Origin of the sequence: Saccharopolyspora sp. 7B (assembly GCF_020177435.1) — a bacterium.
Taxonomy (GTDB): Bacteria; Actinomycetota; Actinomycetes; order Mycobacteriales; family Pseudonocardiaceae; genus Saccharopolyspora_C; species Saccharopolyspora_C gregorii.
This window is the reverse complement of the sequence record NZ_JAIUKC010000119.1, coordinates 1-14,953: the sequence shown is the minus strand read 5'-3', so window position 1 is coordinate 14,953 and position 14,953 is coordinate 1. Positions and strand designations below refer to the sequence as shown.

Here is a 14,953-nt window from a genome sequence, read left to right as displayed (position 1 = left end):
CGGTCGCGCGGGTCGTTCCGGCCCGCGCCCCGGCTCCCCACCCGCGGCCGGTTGGCGGGTGGGTCGAGCTCGTGGCACCGGCTCGTCGGACCGGCCGCGTCCCGCCTGATGTCGCCCCAACGGGCGACGCCGCGGCGCGCCCGGTAGACGTGTGGCATGCCTGCTGAGCCCGGACCGCTCTCCGCCCGGCCCGATTCCGCCGCGCAGCTCGCCAAGGCCGCGGTGCTGCCGCTGATCGCGTGCGCGCTGGTCCTGGCGCTGCTCGTGCTCGGCGCCCTCGTCCCCGCGGTGCCGGTGGCGGGCGCGCTCGGTTCGCGGTACGTCGGCCAGTGGGCGCTGCGGTTCGTGCTGCTGGGGCTGCTGTGCTGCCTGCTCGCGGTGCTCGCCCGGCGGTGCGGGTCGCGGCGCGGGGCGACGGCCCTCGGCGGTGGCGGCGCGTTCGCGCTGCTCGGGTCGCTGGTGGTGCTGGGCGCGCAGCTGTCCTTCGCGCACGACCGCGGGGCGGACCTCGGCCCCGCCGAGCTCATCGGCACCGGCACGCCCGCCGCACCACCGGACCGCACCGAGGTGTACGCCGAGGTGGGCGGGACCCCGCTGCGGGCCTCGATCTGGGCCCCGCCGACTCCGGGGACCGACCGGCCCGCCGTGCTGTGGGTGCACGGGGGCGGGTTCATCACGGGCAGCCGCTACGAGCAGCGCGCCCTCTACCGGAACCTCGCCGACCACGGCTACCCGGTGATCTCCATCGACTACCGGCTGGCGCCGCCGGTGCGCTGGCGCGACGCGACCTCGGACGTGGTGTGCGCGCTGAACTGGGTCACCGGGCACGCCGGGGAACTCGGCGTCGACCCGTCCCGCGTGGTGCTGGCGGGCGGATCCGCCGGGGGCAGCCTCAGCATCAACGCCGGCTACGCGCTGGCCGACCACGACGCGGTGAGCAGCTGCGGGGGTGCGCCGCCCGCGCCGCCGATCGCCGTGGCCGGTTTCTACCCGGCCGTGGACCTCGCGGGCGCCTACGACGACAACGGGGTCGCCGGGTACGCGCGGCGGGTGGCGATCAGCTACCTCGGCGGCTCCCCGGAGCGGTACCCGCAGCGCTACGAGTACGCCTCGGCGCTGGACCGGGTGCGGCCGGGGCTGATGCCGACCTTGCTGGTCACCGGTTCCTCCGACCACCTGATCTTCGAGGACCGGGTGCACGGCTTCGCCGAGCGGCTGCGCGCGGCGGGCGACCAGGTGGTGTACGCGGCGTTCCCGTTCGGCGAGCACGCCTTCGACGCCGACTTCCACAGCATCGGTGGCGCGGTGAGCCGCGCGGAACTGCTGCGCTTCCTGGACGAGCACGCTCCGTTGCGGTGAACCGGCTCCGCCACCGGCAGCATCGGTCCCCGGCGCTGTCGGGGTGGCGGGTGAGAATGCGGCGGACCGGAAAGCCGACGCAGAGGACGCCCGTGGAACTCACCGCCGCTGAACAGCACCGCCGCGCCACCACCTTCGCCGAGCTGCACCGCGGACCGGGGGCGTTCGTGCTCCCCAACCCGTGGGACGCGGGCACCGCGCGGATCCTGGCCGGGCTCGGCTACCCCGCGCTGGGCACCACCAGCGGTGGGCTCGCGAGCCGGTTGGGCCGTCGCGACGCGGCCCGCCAGGTCGGCTTGGACGAGGCGGTGGACAACGTGCGCGAGATCGCCGAGGCCACCGGGCTGCCCGTCTCCGCGGACCTGGAGAACGGCTACGGCGACGAGCCGCGCGATGCCGCCGACGCGGTGCGGGCGGCAGCGCTCGCCGGTGCCGTCGGCGGATCCGTCGAGGACGCCACCGGGCGCGCCGACGACCCGATCTACGAGCTCGACCAGGCGGTCGAGCGGATCGCGGCGGCCGCGGAAGCGGCGCGGGAGCTGCCGTTCCCGTTCACCCTCACCGCCCGCGCCGAGAACTTCCTGCACGGCCGCGCCGACCTGGCCGACACGATCCGCCGGTTGCGGGCCTACGAGGAGGCCGGGGCCGACGTGCTGTACGCGCCGGCGCTGCCGGACGCCGAGGCGATCCGCGCCGTGTGCTCCGCCGTCACGGCACCGGTGAACGTGCTCGCGGTCGGTGCGGCCCGCGCGCTGCCGGTGGCCGAGCTGGCGGAGCTCGGGGTGCGGCGGATCAGCCTCGGTTCCACGTTGGCCCGCGCCGCGCTGAGCGCCCTGGTGCACGAGTCCCGGGAGATCGCGTCCGGCACGTTCCCCGACGCGGCCGGGGTGCTCTCCGGCGCCGACCTGGCGGAGCTCTTCGAGCGCGGCTAGTGCAAGGTCATCCGGCGAGCCGGGCGATGTCCGCCGCGCTCCAGGCCCCGCGGGCGCCGGGCAGTCGCGCCAGGTGCTCGGCCGTGGTGCGCACATCCCAGCCCTGGCCGGCGCGCAGCCCGCCGAGCAGCATCCGCAGGTACTCCGCCGACGGCGCCAGCAGCGGCACCTCCGCCGCGGACCACGGCGCGGTGAAGGTCAGCACCGGGTGCCCGTCCCGCTCGCCGACGTGCAGCAGCGTCTCGTAGCGGCCCGGTCCGAGCACCTGCCGCCCGGTGCGCAGCACCTCTCGCAGATCCAGGTCGCCGCCCGGCTCCCGGTACATCTCCTGGGCCACGACGTCCGCGAACTGCCCGGGCGTCACCAGGTAGCCGCGCAACGCCGCCGAACCGGGCAGCTCCGGATCGAGGAACGCGCGGCCGCCGCCCCACACCCGCGACTCGGTGGCGAAGTACACGCCGCCCGGCACCCGGTGCCCGGTGGTGCGCCGCGGCGGGCGCGGATCGCGGCACCCCGGGCAGGCGCGGCGGCCACCCGGCGGCGTGCCGCCTTCCAGGTAGTGCCGGAACCGGTCGGCGTGCATGTTCGAGCCGTAGCTCGCGTACCAGACCAGCTCGGGTGCGGAGTCGAAGCCCATCACCCCATGATCCCGGCACCTCGGCGACCGGCAGTCGTCAGGACGCTCCGGCGGGCGCGGGGGACGGGTCCTCCGGCTGCATCTCGGGCGGCGGATCGCGGAACAGGCGGGTGCGGTAGGCGAGGTAGCCGACGCCGAGCACCAGCCAGCAGCCGCCGAGCAGCAGCGCCGCCGGGTCCAGGTTCACCAGCAGCCACAGGTCGATCAGCGCGCCGATCGCGGGCAGCAGCAGGAACGTCCACGGGGACGGCGCCTCGCCGGCCTTGCGCCGCCGCACGAACAGCCCGATCACGCTCAGGTTCACCGAGGTGAACGCGACGAACGCGCCGAAGTTGATGAACGAGGTGGACGTGGACACGTCGAGGAACATGGCGATCAGCCCGATCGCGCCGGTCAGCGCGATGTTCACCGCGGGCGTCCGGAACTTCGGGTGCACCCGGCCGAACAGCCTGCGCGGCAGCACGTCGTCCCGGCCCATCGCGAACAGCAGCCGCGCCGCCCCGGCCTGCGCGGCGAGCCCCGAGGCGAACTGGGCGACGATCAACCCGGCCAGCAGCAGCGCGGCGACCGCGTCCCCCGCGATGGTGCGGGCGATCTCGAACACCGCGGAGTCCGGATCGGCGAACGCGGCACCGGGGTGCGCCAGCTGCGTCGCCCAGGAGACGACGACGAAGATGCCGCCGCCGATCAGCGTGATGAGCAGGATCGCGCGCGGCATGGTGCGCCGCGGTTCCACCGTCTCCTCGGTGAGCGTGGTGACGGCGTCGAACCCGAGGAACGAGTACGCGGCCAGCGCGGCTCCCGCCGACACGCCCGCCGCGGTGGTGCTCGGGTTCAGGAACGGTTCCGCGCCCAGCAGCGCGCCTGCCCCGGTGGTGGTGAACACGTGCCGCAGCGACAGCACCACGAAGATCGCGATCACCAGCACCTGGAACGACATCAGCACCGAGTTCGTCTTGTCCGCGACTTTGATCCCCAGCACGTTCAGCGCCGTGGTGGCGGCGATGAACAGCACGATCCACAGCCAGAACGGCACGTCCGGGAACTGCGCGCGCAGGTAGGTGGCGCCGAGCAGCCAGATCACCATCGGCAGGAAGAAGTAGTCCAGCAGCACCACCCAGCCCACCAGGAACCCGGCGCGGGAGTCGAGCGTGCGCCGGGCGTAGGTGTAGGCGGACCCGGCGACCGGGAAGGCGGCGGCCATCTTCCCGTAGCTGTGCGCGGTGAACAGCATCGCCACCATCGCCAGCAGGTACGCGGTCGGCACCGATCCGCTGGTCTCCTCGGCGACGACGCCGAAGGTGCCGAGCACGATCATCGGCGCCATGTAGGCGACGCCGAACAGCACGACCGAGTGCAGTCGCAGCGACCGGTTCAGGACCGGTGCGTTTCCGGGCATGTGCGTTGCTCCTAGTCGTGCGCCGCGGGGTGCCAGCGGTGCGGGTCGATGCGGCCGTCGTAGAGCGGCAGCGCGACGGGGGAGTCGTCGGCGGTGAACTGGTCCCAGACGCGGTTGAGGCCCGCGGTGCCCTCGGTCCGCACCCGCCGCACCTCGTCCAGGTCGACCGTCGCGGCGAGCGCGCCGGAGGCGCTGCCTTCGGCGTGCGCGAGCACCTGCCCTTCCGGGCCGACGAGCAGGCCGTCGCCGGTGCCGACGGGGGCGGCGGCGTTGACGCTCGCCACGAAGACCTGGTTGGTGATGGCGTTCGCCCGGGCCAGCACCAGTTCCTGCGCCCGGTCCGGGGTGGTGGTCTGCACCGGGTTGAGCACGAGTTCGGCGCCCATCCATGCCAGGTGCCGCGCCACTTCGGGGAACCAGGCGTCGTAGCAGATGCTGAACCCGATCCGGCCGATCCCGGGGGCGTCGAACACGACGAACCGGTCGCCGGGGTCGTAGGGCTCGTAGGGCCGCCACGGGAAGACCTTGCGGTACCAGGAGACCAGTTCGCCCGCGGGCGAGAACACCAGCGCCGTGTTGAACAGTTCCCCGCCCTCGCCGCGTTCGCAGACGGTGCCGGGCGCGAGCCACACGCCGAGGTCCCCGGCGAGCTCGGCGAGCCGCCGGGTGCGGGGGCCGTGCAGCGGTTCGGCGGCGTCGGCGAGCTCCGCGTCGCGGTCCGGGCCGGTGACGCCGCACAGGTGCAGCTCCGGGTAGGCCACCAGCCGGGTCCCGGGGTGCTCGGCGAGCAGCGCCTCGACCTGGGCGGTGAACTCGTCCGGGGGCGCGGTCGCGGGCAGCGGCGGTTCCTGCGCCAGCGCGAGCGGCAGTGGTCGGGGCATCGGATCTCGTTTCCGGGTGGCGGAGCGGCGCCGATGGACGGTGGCCGGGACGACTGGAAGAAAATAGGTCAGCCCCCGCCCCGCGGGCAAGAGTGCTCAATTTGACCACTTTGTGCTTGACGTGCGATTACGCTGTGGTTCATGGCGAGTTCTGACCCGGACGAGACCGCGGATCCCGGCGCGGCGCTGGCCTCGCCCGCGCTGTCCGGAATCCGCAGGCTGTCCGCCGTGGACACGGTGCGCGCCCGGATCTCCCTCGCCGTCGACCTCGGGCTGCTCGCGCCGGGGGAGTGGCTGCCGGGCAACGCCGCGATCGCCGCCGCCCTCGACGTGTCCCAGATCACGGTGCGGCGGGCGCTGGTCGCGCTGGGCCGGGACGGCGTGCTGGAACGGCGACCGGGCCGGGGCGGTGGTACCCGCGTCGTGGCGGAACCGGCCCGCAGCGCCGTCCGCGAGACCGACGGCTACCGGGCCGCTGCCGACGAGGTCCACCGGCTGGTCGACCAGCGGCTGGTGCTGGAGTGCGGCCTCGCCCACCTGGCGGCGCGCGCCGCCGACGCCGACCGGCTCGCCGAGCTCCAGGAACTCGCCGAGCGGATGGAGCGGGCCGCGGACTGGGCGGAGTTCCACCGGCTCGACGAGGTCTTCCACCGCACCGTCGCCGCCGCCACCGGCGTCCCCGCCGCCGCCGCGGACTACGAGCCGGTGCTGCGCGACCTGTACCGCTACTACCTGCCCTACCCGATGGAGCAGCTGCGCGAGTCGAACCGGGAGCACCACGAGCTCGTCGCCGCCCTGCGCGCCCGCGACGCCGCGGCCGCCGCCGACGTCGCGCACCGCCACGTCACCGCGTTGCACCGGGACATGTTCGTCGGGCTGGACGCGCGCCGACGCCTGCCGCCCCCGGCGCGGAGCTAGTCGCCGTCGGCCGCCCGTGCGGCCCGGTTCGCGAGCACCGTGCCGTGCAGCGCGAACACCAGCAGCAGCACCAGACCCGCGTTCGGCGCCACCAGCGCCACCGGCAGCGGGAGGACGCCCTGGACGTGCGCGATCGTGATCACCGCGGTGAGCAGTCCGGCGGCGTAACCGGTGCGCGCCGCCTGCAGCAGCCGCGGCTCCGCGGCTCGGTGCCCCGCCGCCCACGCGGCGTCCGAGGCTTGCGTCGCCCGCGTCCGGATGCCGACGAAGTGGTTGCGGCGCAACGTTCCGCGCGAGCTCAGTCGCTGGATCAGGTGCATCGCCCAACCGGTGAACACGAGCGTCACGGCGTACAGGGCCAGTGCTGCGGCGTCCGGCAACGCGGCCCCCTCCGCTCGACGTCGGTCCCCGGTCACCCAAGCCGACGGCGGGCGTGGACGTCAACCTCCGGTCAGCCGGTGCGCGCGAACCGGCGGCTGATGGCGACCAGCGCCAGCACCGAGAACCCGAGCACCACGGCGATCTCCACCGGTGGCGGGACTTCCCAGCCCGCCCACTCCACCGGCGAGAAGATCACCGAGGAGTGCTCCTGCCCGAGCCGCCCGAGGACGGCGTGGCGCATCGCGTCCACCGCGTAGGTCAGCGGGTTCACCACCGTCAACGCCACCATCCACCCGGGCATCGCGCTGATCGGGAACATCATCCCGGACAGGAACACCAGCGGTGTGATCAGCACGGACAGCACGGTGTTGAACGTCTGCACCCGCTTGATCGCCACGGCCACCCCGGCGGCGAGCACCGTCAGCGACAGCGCGGCGATCGCGATCTCGGCCAGCAGCACCGCGAACAGCACCGGGTCGTAGGGCACTCCGACCAGCCCGGCGGTGAGCAGCACGACCGCGCTCTGCGCCGTCGCCACCGTCGCACCGCCGAGGCACTTGCCGAGCAGCAGCGTGCCGCGGAACACCGGCGCCGCCAGCATCTCCCGCATGAACCCGGTCTGCCGGTCCCACACGATCGACGCCCCCACCGAGATCGCCGGCGCCTGCGCCGCCATCACCAGCACACCGGGGAACAGGAACACCAGGTAGTCCTCCGCCGTCCGCGCCCCGCCCGCCCCGTCGGCGAGCAGCCGGGACAGGCCGATGCCGAGCACGTACAGGAACAGGAACGGCGGCAGCAGCGACACCGCGACCCGGGTGCGGTCCCGCAGGAAGTGCAGCAGTTCCCGGCGCCACACCATGCTCCCGGCCCGCCACTCCCGCGCGAGCCGGCCGCTCCGTTCGGCGTCCTGTTCGGACGGTGCTGCGGTCCGGGGCGGTGCGGTGCTGGTCACGCGGTCTCCTCAACGGCCGTGGGGATCAGGGGGCGGGCACGCCGGGGACGTCCCGGATGGCGCGGCCGGTGTAGTGCAGGAACACCTCGTCCAGGCTCGGCCGGGTCACCGTCACCTCGAAGATCGGCACGTCCAGGCCGGAGCAGAGCACCGGCACGAACCGCGCCCCGTCGGACACCTGCACCTGCACGCCGCCGTCCGCGGTGGTGGCCTCCAGGTCGAAGCGCTCGCGCAGCACCCGCACGGCCGCGTCGTCGTCGCCGGTGTGCAGCGCGATGCGGTCCGCGCCGATCACCGACTTGAGCTCCGCCGGGGTGCCCTGCGCGACGATCCGGCCCGCGTCGATGATCGCGATCCGGTCGCACCGCTCCGCCTCGTCGAGGTAGTGCGTGGTGAGGAAGACCGTGGTCTCCTCCTGCTCGGCGATCCGGTGCAGGTAGGTCCAGATCTCCGCGCGGGTCTGCGGATCGAGGCCCACGGTCGGCTCGTCGAGGAACAGCACGCTCGGCCGGTGCAGCAGGCCGCGCGCGATCTCCAGCCGCCGCCGCATCCCGCCGGAGAACGTCGCGACCCGGTCCGCGCGCCGCTCCCGCAACCCGACCAGGTCGAGCATCGAGTCGACGCGCTCGGCGACCAGCGCCCGGGGCATCGCGTACAGGTCGGCGTGGAAACCCAGGTTCTCCGCGGTGGTCAGGTCCGGATCGAGCGTCGATTCCTGGAACACCAGGCCGAGCCTGCGCCGCACCTGGTGCGCGTCGCGCACCACGTCGTACCCGGCGATCTCGATGCGCCCCGCATCGGGCAGCGCCAAGGTGCACATCATCGCGATCGTGGTGGACTTGCCCGCGCCGTTCGGCCCGAGGAAGCCGAACGTCTCGCCGCGGGCCACGGTGATGTCGACGCCGCGCACCGCGTGCGTCCCGCGGTAGGACTTGTGCACGTCGCGGGCCACGATCGCGGGTGCGTCCTCGGGGCGGTGGTGGTCGTCGCCTCGCCGGAGTCGTCGCACGGGTGCTCCTCGCTGCTGTCGAACGGCCGGGGTGCGCGGCGATCCCGTCACGCGGCGCGCAGGCTGCCCAGGTGGTCCTGCCAGTCCTCCGGCACCACGAAGCCGAAGCTCCAGCGGTGCCGCTCGGTCGGGTTCACGATGCAGTGCCAGAACAACCTCGCCGGGTCCTGCTCGGCCTTGAAGAACCGCACGATCCTCCGGCGCTCCGGCAGCGTCACGATCTCGCCGGTGCCCGGGTTCTGGTAGCGGAAGAAGGAGGTGCCGCCGCCTTCGGGGAAGTCGTCGTCGAGGTCCACCACGTACATCCGCCAGCCCGGCTGGTTCTCGTTGGTGTGCCACAGCCGGTAGCTGTTCGGCGGGTACCACATCGAGCCGGACAACCGGATCTCGTCGCCGAACACGCCTTCCAGCAACCGGATCGCCCGCGTCTTGGCGGCGAAGTACGCGGGGTAGCCGGGGTGCTCGACGTGCTCGTCCAGGTTCACCAGGTGGAAGTCCCGCCGCGCGCCACCGCCGGCCGGGTCCTGCCAGTGCGCGGCCATCATCCGGCGGTTCCACTCCTGGAACTCGGGATCGGACGGGGACTTCGAGGTCGATTCCAGGTCGTCGGCGCGGAACCGGGCGCGGAACGCCGCCAGGTCCACCGGGGGACGGACCTTCAGCAGCGGCAGCTCGTCGATCAGCGGCGCCAGCTCCGGCACGTCCGCCAGGTCGTACTCGTGGTGGTAGAAGGCCGTTCCCCGCGGGGGCGCCGGTTCGTCGGCGGCCGGTTCGGGCGTGGTCTCCGCGCCGAGCTCGGCGGATCCCGCGGCCAGTTCCTGGGCGGTGAAGTCGAACCCGTGCCTGCCGCCGAGCGCGATCATCTCCTCCATCCCGGTGACGGCCTTGAGCTGCTGGCCGAGTTCCGGCTGCTGCCTGGTCGCGTGCAGGAAGCTCTTGCAGGCTTCGACGGTCATGGCGGTCTCCTTCGTCCGGTGCGGGTGGCGGGTCGCTGCCCGCCGGGTCGCTGGGATGCCGGGATTCGGTGGTGGGGCGGGAGGTTCGGGGAAGCGGAGGGCGGTGCTCACGGTCGCGGCGGGTCGAGCATCAGCACCGAGGGCACCCGTTCCGGGTGCGCGAGCCGCAGGAAGTGCATGCCGTAGCCGGAGATCCCCATCATCAGCCCGGGGAAGAAGTCGGCGCTCTGCTCGCCGAGGCCGTGCTCGGCGTCGTCCAGCGAGCGCCACATCTCGCGCACCTGCACGTTCGCCTCCAGCCGGAACGCGGGTTCGTCGCGCAGCAGCGCGTAGCGCAGCAGCAGCTCCGAGTTGCCGGAGGTGCCGTGGCACAGCGTGTGGTTCTTCAGCCGGGAGAAGTTGCGCACGGTCGCCCCCAGCGCGTGCCGCGCCTCCCGCAGCAGCTCCTCGTCGTCCGCGCCCAGCAACGACCAGGCGGCGATGCGGCTCAACCCGATCCCGGCGGCCCCGTTGCACCACGCGTTGGAGTAGTGGTGGCCGTTCTTCGCGACCTGACCCGTGTCGTAGCGCAGGTCGTACCAGTCCTGCTCGTCGAGGTCGAAGTGCCGCGCCTCGTAGGCGAAGGCGCTCCTGCCCGCCGCGACGCACTCGTCCCGGCCGGTGCGGGTGCCCAGCAGGACCAGCGCCCAGCCGATCCCGGCGGCGCCGTGCGCGAACCCGGTCATGTCGTCCCGGGCGTGTTCCGGGGTGTTGGACGGCCAGCTCACCGCGCCGTCCCGATCGCGGGCGCGCCGCAGCAGGTGGTCCGCGCAGCGGTGCGCCAGGTCCAGCGCCTGATCCCCGAGCAGCGGTTCCAGCGCCAGCAGCACCGGGATCATCCCGGCGGCCCCGTGCAGCAGGTCCAGGTGGGTGTCGGCGTCGATGAGCTCGGCCAGGCCGTCGCACGCCCGCACGGCCTCGTCCACCAGTTCCTGCTCGCCCCACAACCGGTGCAGGTGGGTGAGCAGGTACAGCCGCCCGCCGACGTCGGCGAACGCTCCGGTGCGCTGCGGCGGGGTGTCGAGGACGTGCCGCAGCGCGCGCCGCGCGGCCCGCCGGAACTCGGGGCGCGGCACCACGTCGTCCAGGTAGGCGAGGAACAGCGCCACCCCCGCGGTGCCGGTGTAGAGGTCCGCGTCGATGTCGACGGACTCCAGCACGCCGTCGACCCGACCGAACGACTTCCACGGCGCCGGAGCCGGCGGTTCCAGCTCCATCGAGCACAACCGCTCGCCGACCCGCACCGCGTAGTCCAGCGCGGTGGCCACGAACGCGGGGCTGCTGATCTCGTCGCTCGACAGGCTGGCGGCGATGTAGCGGGCCTGCTGCGCGCGGTTCTTCGCGGTGAGCGAGCGGATCCGCTCCGCGGCGCGCTCCAGCGGGGAACCGTCCAGCGCGGTCGGCAGCCGTTCCGCGCGGTCGTGCACGAGGTGGTCGTCGCCCACCTCGACGGTGAAGATCGGCACGTCCAGCCGCCACATCGACGCCGTCTCCCGCGCCGAGAGCACGGCGTCGCGGTCCCATTCGCGGGGGAAGGTGCGCACCGTGTTCAGCAGCAGGTCGACCTCCAGCGGGTCGGCCAGGCACTTCGGGTGCCGCGCGGACGCGATCAGCTGCGCGTAGATCTGGGTGCTCCAGTTCAGGAACCGGGCGGAGGCGCCGCGGAACGCCTCCGAGACCAGGGCGACCGCCTCGTCGGCGTTGCGCTCCAGCCACTCGTGCACCCGGTCGAAACCGTCCACGATGGACTCCAGGTGGTCCTGCGGGTGGACGAGCTCCCCGTGCAGGAAGACCCGGTTGGTGGCGTCGAGCTCCACCCGCACGCCCGACCGGTTCCGCACCGCCGCGCCGAAGCCGAGACGCCCGCCGACGATCTGCGGCACCGGCATCGGGATCTCGTAGCTCTCGCCGCCGGTGCACCCGCTCAGCCGCATCTGCTCCGGGCCGTCCGCGGTTTCGGCGCGCGGCCACTCCAGCAGGCCCGTCTTGAACACCGAGTCCTGCACCGTTCCGCTGCCGCCGCGGCCCAGCGGCGACGCGTCGAACACCGTCTCCCCGTCGCACACGTGGACGTGGCCGTCGGCGACGATGATGTTCTCGAAGTGCAGGTCGCTGCCGCCGAGTACGTAGAACAGGGCCAGGTGGCCGCCGAGCTCCCGGTACACGTGCGCGGCCGCTTCGGCGGTGCCGGTCTCGTTGCGCCCGGTGGGGATCGCGGCCTCGTAGCCGTAGCCGTCGCGCACCAGCACGGGCCGGGAGGCGAACTCCACGACACCCCGCTCGCGCAACCGGTCCAGCACGGCCTGCACCCCCGCCTCGGAACGCAGGCAGCGCGGCTTGCAGTAGAACGTCCCGGTCCCGCCGTCGTCGAGCTCGGCGGTCACCACCGCGACGCTGCGCCCGCCCGCGTGGTAGTCGCCGGTGCCGAGCCGCAGCGAGCGGAACGCGACGATCGACCGGCCGAACAACTCCGGCCCGAGCCGCGCCGCGTCGGCCGCCAGGTTGCGCAGCAGGTCCGCGCCGTAGTCGCCGATCAGCCCGGTCAGGTGGGCCAGCCAGCGCCCCAGCACCGGGTACTCCAGGAAGAACTCGTGGTAGGCGGCGGAATCGGCGAACGTCGCGTCCAGGTAGGCGAGGTAGTCGTCCTCGCCCGCCCGCTCCCGGTCGATCCCGCGCCGCGCCCGGTGCAGGTTCGCCTCGGCCTCCACCACCCAGGCCAGCGCCAGCGCGAACCGCCCGTGCAGGTGGCGCTGGAGGTCGTCGACCAGGTCCGGCCCGATCGACTCCGGCAGCTCCGCGCGCACCTTCTCCAGCCTGCGCCCCAGTTCCACCAGGAACGGTTCGCAGGCGGTGGCCAGCTCGCCGTAGTAGACGTCGGTCTCCCGCCACGTCGCGTGCGGGTCGGAGTGCGCCGGGTCCCAGCCGAGCACCGCGTCGCGGTAGGTCGGCAACCAGGCCGCGTGCAGCTCCTCCAGCAGCTCCGGGGGGGTCCAATTCGACGGCGCGGTAGGCGGTGAGCACCGCGGCGAGCTCCTCGGCGGTGTGCCGGGCGGGCCGCGCCCGGTTCTCGGCCTCCTGCGCGAACTTCCCGGCGAGCCGTCCGGCGACGCGGTCCAGCCGCCACCGCTCGACCGCGTCGGGCGGCGCCGCCGCGAGCGGCCGCCCCGAGTCGCGCAGCGCGGTGACGACGTGCAACCGCTCGTCCAGGTTGCTCGCGCGGGCGGCCAGATCGAGTGCTCGGTCGGTCTGCATCAACACCTGTCCCCGGTCGGTGGTGGGCGAGGAACGCGGCGAGCCCGAAGGCTCACCGCGTCGATGCTCAGCTCACTTGGTCGAGCCGTCGCACGCGAACGTGAACGGGCCGGCGCTGCAGGTGCTGGCGCAGGCGACGACCTCGTTGGCCGCGATCCCCTTGGTCCAGAAGTCCAGGGACTCCTGGTCGACGGCCTCGACCGCGTCGGGCAGCTCGGCAGGCTCCACGCCGAAGGCGGCGGGGTCCGCGATGAGCGCGGAGCGGAACTCGGCGTCGATGACGGCTTGGCGAAGAATGGTGTCGGACATGATCTCCTCCTGGATGCTGGTGTGCGTTCGGATCATTCGGACTTCTCGGCGGGCAGCTGCGCCACGAGGGCGAAACCCAGCTGCGCCTCCGCGTTCTTCAACTCCACGAGCGCTCGGCCCATGTTGTCGTTCTCGTTCTGCCAGGCGACGACCTCCTTCTCCTGCTCCGGTAGTCCCTCCGGCGACCACAGCTGCTCCAGCCACTTGTGGGTCGCGAAGGGGTGCAGGTCGGTGACCGGCGTGAGCCGGGCCAAGGTGGGCTCCTCGTTCAGCGCGAGGGCGAGCTGCAGCACCTCGCGCAGCTTGCCGTCCGGCGGCAGCAGCGAGCACAGGACCACGAGTTCCTGGATTCGCCGGATCACGTCCACGTCCGGGTAGATGACCGGAACATCCGAGTGCTGCATCGACCGCTCCCAATCCGTCGGAGGCCCAACGCGACCGACGCTAGGGGGCGGTGGTTTCAGTCCGCCTTCAAAGCTGTTTCACCGCAGGAGAACTGGCGTGGCGGCAGCGGGATCCGCCGCCGCGGCAGGAGGTTCGCGGCTCCGTCAGCCGGACTGGTCGGCCGCCCAGGCGCAGAGGGCGGCCTGCACCCGGTTGCCCACGTCGAGCGCGGCGAGGATGCGGCTCACGTGCGCCTTCACCGTGCTCTCCCGCATGCCGAGCGCGCTCGCGATCTCGGCGTTGCCGTCGCCCGTCGCCAACCGGCCGAGCACGTCCCGCTCCCGTGGGGTGAGGCGTTCGATCTTCGCGCGCGCCGCGGCGGAATCGGGTCCGCTGCCCCGGTGGTAGTGGTCGACGAGCCGCCGCGCCGCCGCCGGGTGCAGCATCGCCTGCCCGCTCGCGACGACCTGCACGGCGCGCACGATCTCGGCGGGTTCGCTGTCCTTGAGCAGGAACCCGGCGGCACCCGCGGTCAGCGAGCCGTACACGTACTCGTCGAGGTCGAAGGTGGTGAGTGTGACGACCTGCGGCGGGTTCGGCAGCGCGCGCAGGCGCTCGGTGGCCTGGATGCCGTCCAGCTCCGGCATCCGCACGTCCATCAGCACCACGTCGACCTGGCCGGTCGCGGCCTCCCGGACCGCGCTCAGCCCGTCCCCGGCCTGCCCGACCACGGTGATCCCCGGTGCGTCGGTGAGGATGTCGGCGAGCGCCAGGCGGACCAGCGTGTCGTCGTCCACGATCAGCGTGCGGATCATGCTGCTCCCGAGGAGTGGGCGGGTGCCGGGATGCGCGCCGACAGCCGCCAGCCGCCGGTGCCCGAAGGGCCGTGTTCCAGGGTGCCGTGCAGCGCGTCGACCCGTTCGGCCAGCCCCACCAGGCCGTAGCCGCTGGGCGAGTCCCGCTCCACCGGCGCGCCCACGTCGTTCTCCACGTCCACGGTGGACTCCGGCGGACCGTGCCGGACTCGCACCCGCACGGCCGAGCCCGGTGCGTGCTTGCGCGCGTTCGTCAGCGCTTCCTGCACCAGCCGGTAGATGGCCAGCCGGTGGCTGAACGGCAGCTCCGCCGCGTCACCGGAGACCTCGGCCGCCACCGGCTGCCCGGCCGCCCGCGCCTCCGCGAAAAGCGCCTCCAGATCACGCATCCGGCGCGGCTCCGGAACCCCGCCGCCGTCCGGCGAGCGCAGTCCCGCCAGCACGTCCCGCAGGTCGCGCAGCGCCTCCGTCGACGTCACCCGCAGCAGGTCGATGCGGTCCGCGACCTGCGGGGGCAGCTCGGCCGAATGCCGTTGCAGCGCGCCGGTGTGCAGCGCCAGCACGCTCAACGAGTGCGCCAGCGAGTCGTGCAGCTCGGCCGCGACCCGGCCGCGCTCGGTCAACCGCGCCTGTTCCGCGCGCAGCTCCCGCTCCACCCGCAGCTGGTCGACCTGCGCGGCCAGGCTCGCCACCAGCCGCCGGTGCCCGCCCGCCCACATGCCCAGCG

15 protein-coding genes are annotated in these 14,953 nt (G+C 73.5%); 3 read left to right on the top strand and 12 right to left on the bottom strand.

The features are described from left to right. Positions 1-156 precede the first annotated feature (156 nt). Positions 157-1,359: an alpha/beta hydrolase gene (locus tag LCD33_RS19030; RefSeq protein WP_224978106.1), complete on the top strand. Its 1,203-nt coding sequence runs from the start codon at positions 157-159 to the stop codon at positions 1,357-1,359. A gap of 92 nt (positions 1,360-1,451) precedes the next feature. Continuing rightward, positions 1,452-2,291 carry an isocitrate lyase/phosphoenolpyruvate mutase family protein gene (locus tag LCD33_RS19025; RefSeq protein ID WP_224966015.1) on the top strand — a complete coding sequence of 280 codons (840 nt, stop codon included), beginning with the start codon at positions 1,452-1,454 and terminating at the stop codon, positions 2,289-2,291. Positions 2,292-2,298: 7 nt separating this feature from the next. Here LCD33_RS19025 and LCD33_RS19020 read toward each other — a convergent pair whose 3' ends face one another. From LCD33_RS19020 to LCD33_RS19010, 3 genes are read right to left on the bottom strand one after another with little or no spacing between them, the layout of a single operon-like run. Further along, positions 2,299-2,928 (bottom strand): histone deacetylase, encoded by a 630-nt coding sequence (locus LCD33_RS19020; RefSeq protein ID WP_224966016.1) that lies wholly within the window; start codon positions 2,926-2,928, stop codon positions 2,299-2,301. A gap of 37 nt (positions 2,929-2,965) precedes the next feature. Then, positions 2,966-4,327 carry an APC family permease gene (locus LCD33_RS19015; protein WP_224966017.1) on the bottom strand — a complete coding sequence of 454 codons (1,362 nt, stop codon included), beginning with the start codon at positions 4,325-4,327 and terminating at the stop codon, positions 2,966-2,968. A gap of 11 nt (positions 4,328-4,338) precedes the next feature. Next, on the bottom strand, positions 4,339-5,208 hold the full coding sequence (locus LCD33_RS19010) for a carbon-nitrogen hydrolase family protein (protein WP_224955492.1): 870 nt from the start codon (positions 5,206-5,208) through the stop codon (positions 4,339-4,341). Positions 5,209-5,349: 141 nt separating this feature from the next. On the opposite strand from LCD33_RS19010, the gene LCD33_RS19005 reads away from it, so the two are divergent. Then, positions 5,350-6,126 (top strand): FCD domain-containing protein, encoded by a 777-nt coding sequence (locus tag LCD33_RS19005; RefSeq protein ID WP_224978105.1) that lies wholly within the window; start codon positions 5,350-5,352, stop codon positions 6,124-6,126. Here the strand turns inward: LCD33_RS19005 and LCD33_RS19000 are convergent. The 9 genes from LCD33_RS19000 to LCD33_RS18960 form a co-directional block, all read right to left on the bottom strand. After that, positions 6,123-6,506 carry an SdpI family protein gene (locus LCD33_RS19000; RefSeq protein ID WP_224966019.1) on the bottom strand — a complete coding sequence of 128 codons (384 nt, stop codon included), beginning with the start codon at positions 6,504-6,506 and terminating at the stop codon, positions 6,123-6,125. The genes LCD33_RS19005 and LCD33_RS19000 overlap by 4 nt on opposite strands. Before the next feature lie 71 nt (positions 6,507-6,577). Continuing rightward, a complete protein-coding gene (locus tag LCD33_RS18995; protein ID WP_224955496.1) occupies positions 6,578-7,462 on the bottom strand; it encodes an ABC transporter permease in 885 nt (294 codons plus the stop codon). A gap of 25 nt (positions 7,463-7,487) precedes the next feature. Then, positions 7,488-8,471 carry an ABC transporter ATP-binding protein gene (locus tag LCD33_RS18990; RefSeq protein WP_224966020.1) on the bottom strand — a complete coding sequence of 328 codons (984 nt, stop codon included), beginning with the start codon at positions 8,469-8,471 and terminating at the stop codon, positions 7,488-7,490. A 47-nt stretch (positions 8,472-8,518) separates the two neighbouring features. Continuing rightward, positions 8,519-9,427: a Nif11-like leader peptide family natural product precursor gene (locus tag LCD33_RS18985; protein ID WP_224966021.1), complete on the bottom strand. Its 909-nt coding sequence runs from the start codon at positions 9,425-9,427 to the stop codon at positions 8,519-8,521. 107 nt (positions 9,428-9,534) lie between these two features. Continuing rightward, a complete protein-coding gene (locus LCD33_RS18980; protein ID WP_224978104.1) occupies positions 9,535-12,417 on the bottom strand; it encodes a type 2 lanthipeptide synthetase LanM family protein in 2,883 nt (960 codons plus the stop codon). A gap of 373 nt (positions 12,418-12,790) precedes the next feature. Then, positions 12,791-13,027 (bottom strand): cinnamycin family lantibiotic, encoded by a 237-nt coding sequence (locus tag LCD33_RS18975; RefSeq protein ID WP_308011301.1) that lies wholly within the window; start codon positions 13,025-13,027, stop codon positions 12,791-12,793. 32 nt (positions 13,028-13,059) lie between these two features. Continuing rightward, entirely contained in the window at positions 13,060-13,431 is a 372-nt protein-coding gene (locus LCD33_RS18970) for a DurN family substrate-assisted peptide maturase (RefSeq protein WP_224955501.1), read from the bottom strand. 144 nt (positions 13,432-13,575) lie between these two features. Then, positions 13,576-14,226, bottom strand: a complete 651-nt coding sequence (locus LCD33_RS18965) for a response regulator transcription factor (protein WP_224955502.1) — start codon at positions 14,224-14,226, stop codon at positions 13,576-13,578. Then, on the bottom strand, positions 14,223-14,953 hold a 731-nt coding region (locus tag LCD33_RS18960), incomplete at its 5' end, for a sensor histidine kinase (protein WP_224978103.1). The genes LCD33_RS18965 and LCD33_RS18960, both read right to left, overlap by 4 nt.

Coding starts and splice junctions, on each gene's coding strand:
- LCD33_RS19005 (WP_224978105.1), top strand. CDS start 5,350: ATGGCGAGTTCTGACCCGGACGAGACCGCGGATCCCGGCGCGGCGCTG.
- LCD33_RS19010 (WP_224955492.1), bottom strand. CDS start 5,208: ATGCCCCGACCACTGCCGCTCGCGCTGGCGCAGGAACCGCCGCTGCCC.
- LCD33_RS19030 (WP_224978106.1), top strand. CDS start 157: ATGCCTGCTGAGCCCGGACCGCTCTCCGCCCGGCCCGATTCCGCCGCG.
- LCD33_RS19015 (WP_224966017.1), bottom strand. CDS start 4,327: ATGCCCGGAAACGCACCGGTCCTGAACCGGTCGCTGCGACTGCACTCG.
- LCD33_RS18970 (WP_224955501.1), bottom strand. CDS start 13,431: ATGCAGCACTCGGATGTTCCGGTCATCTACCCGGACGTGGACGTGATC.
- LCD33_RS18985 (WP_224966021.1), bottom strand. CDS start 9,427: ATGACCGTCGAAGCCTGCAAGAGCTTCCTGCACGCGACCAGGCAGCAG.
- LCD33_RS18975 (WP_308011301.1), bottom strand. CDS start 13,027: ATGTCCGACACCATTCTTCGCCAAGCCGTCATCGACGCCGAGTTCCGC.
- LCD33_RS19020 (WP_224966016.1), bottom strand. CDS start 2,928: ATGGGCTTCGACTCCGCACCCGAGCTGGTCTGGTACGCGAGCTACGGC.
- LCD33_RS18965 (WP_224955502.1), bottom strand. CDS start 14,226: ATGATCCGCACGCTGATCGTGGACGACGACACGCTGGTCCGCCTGGCG.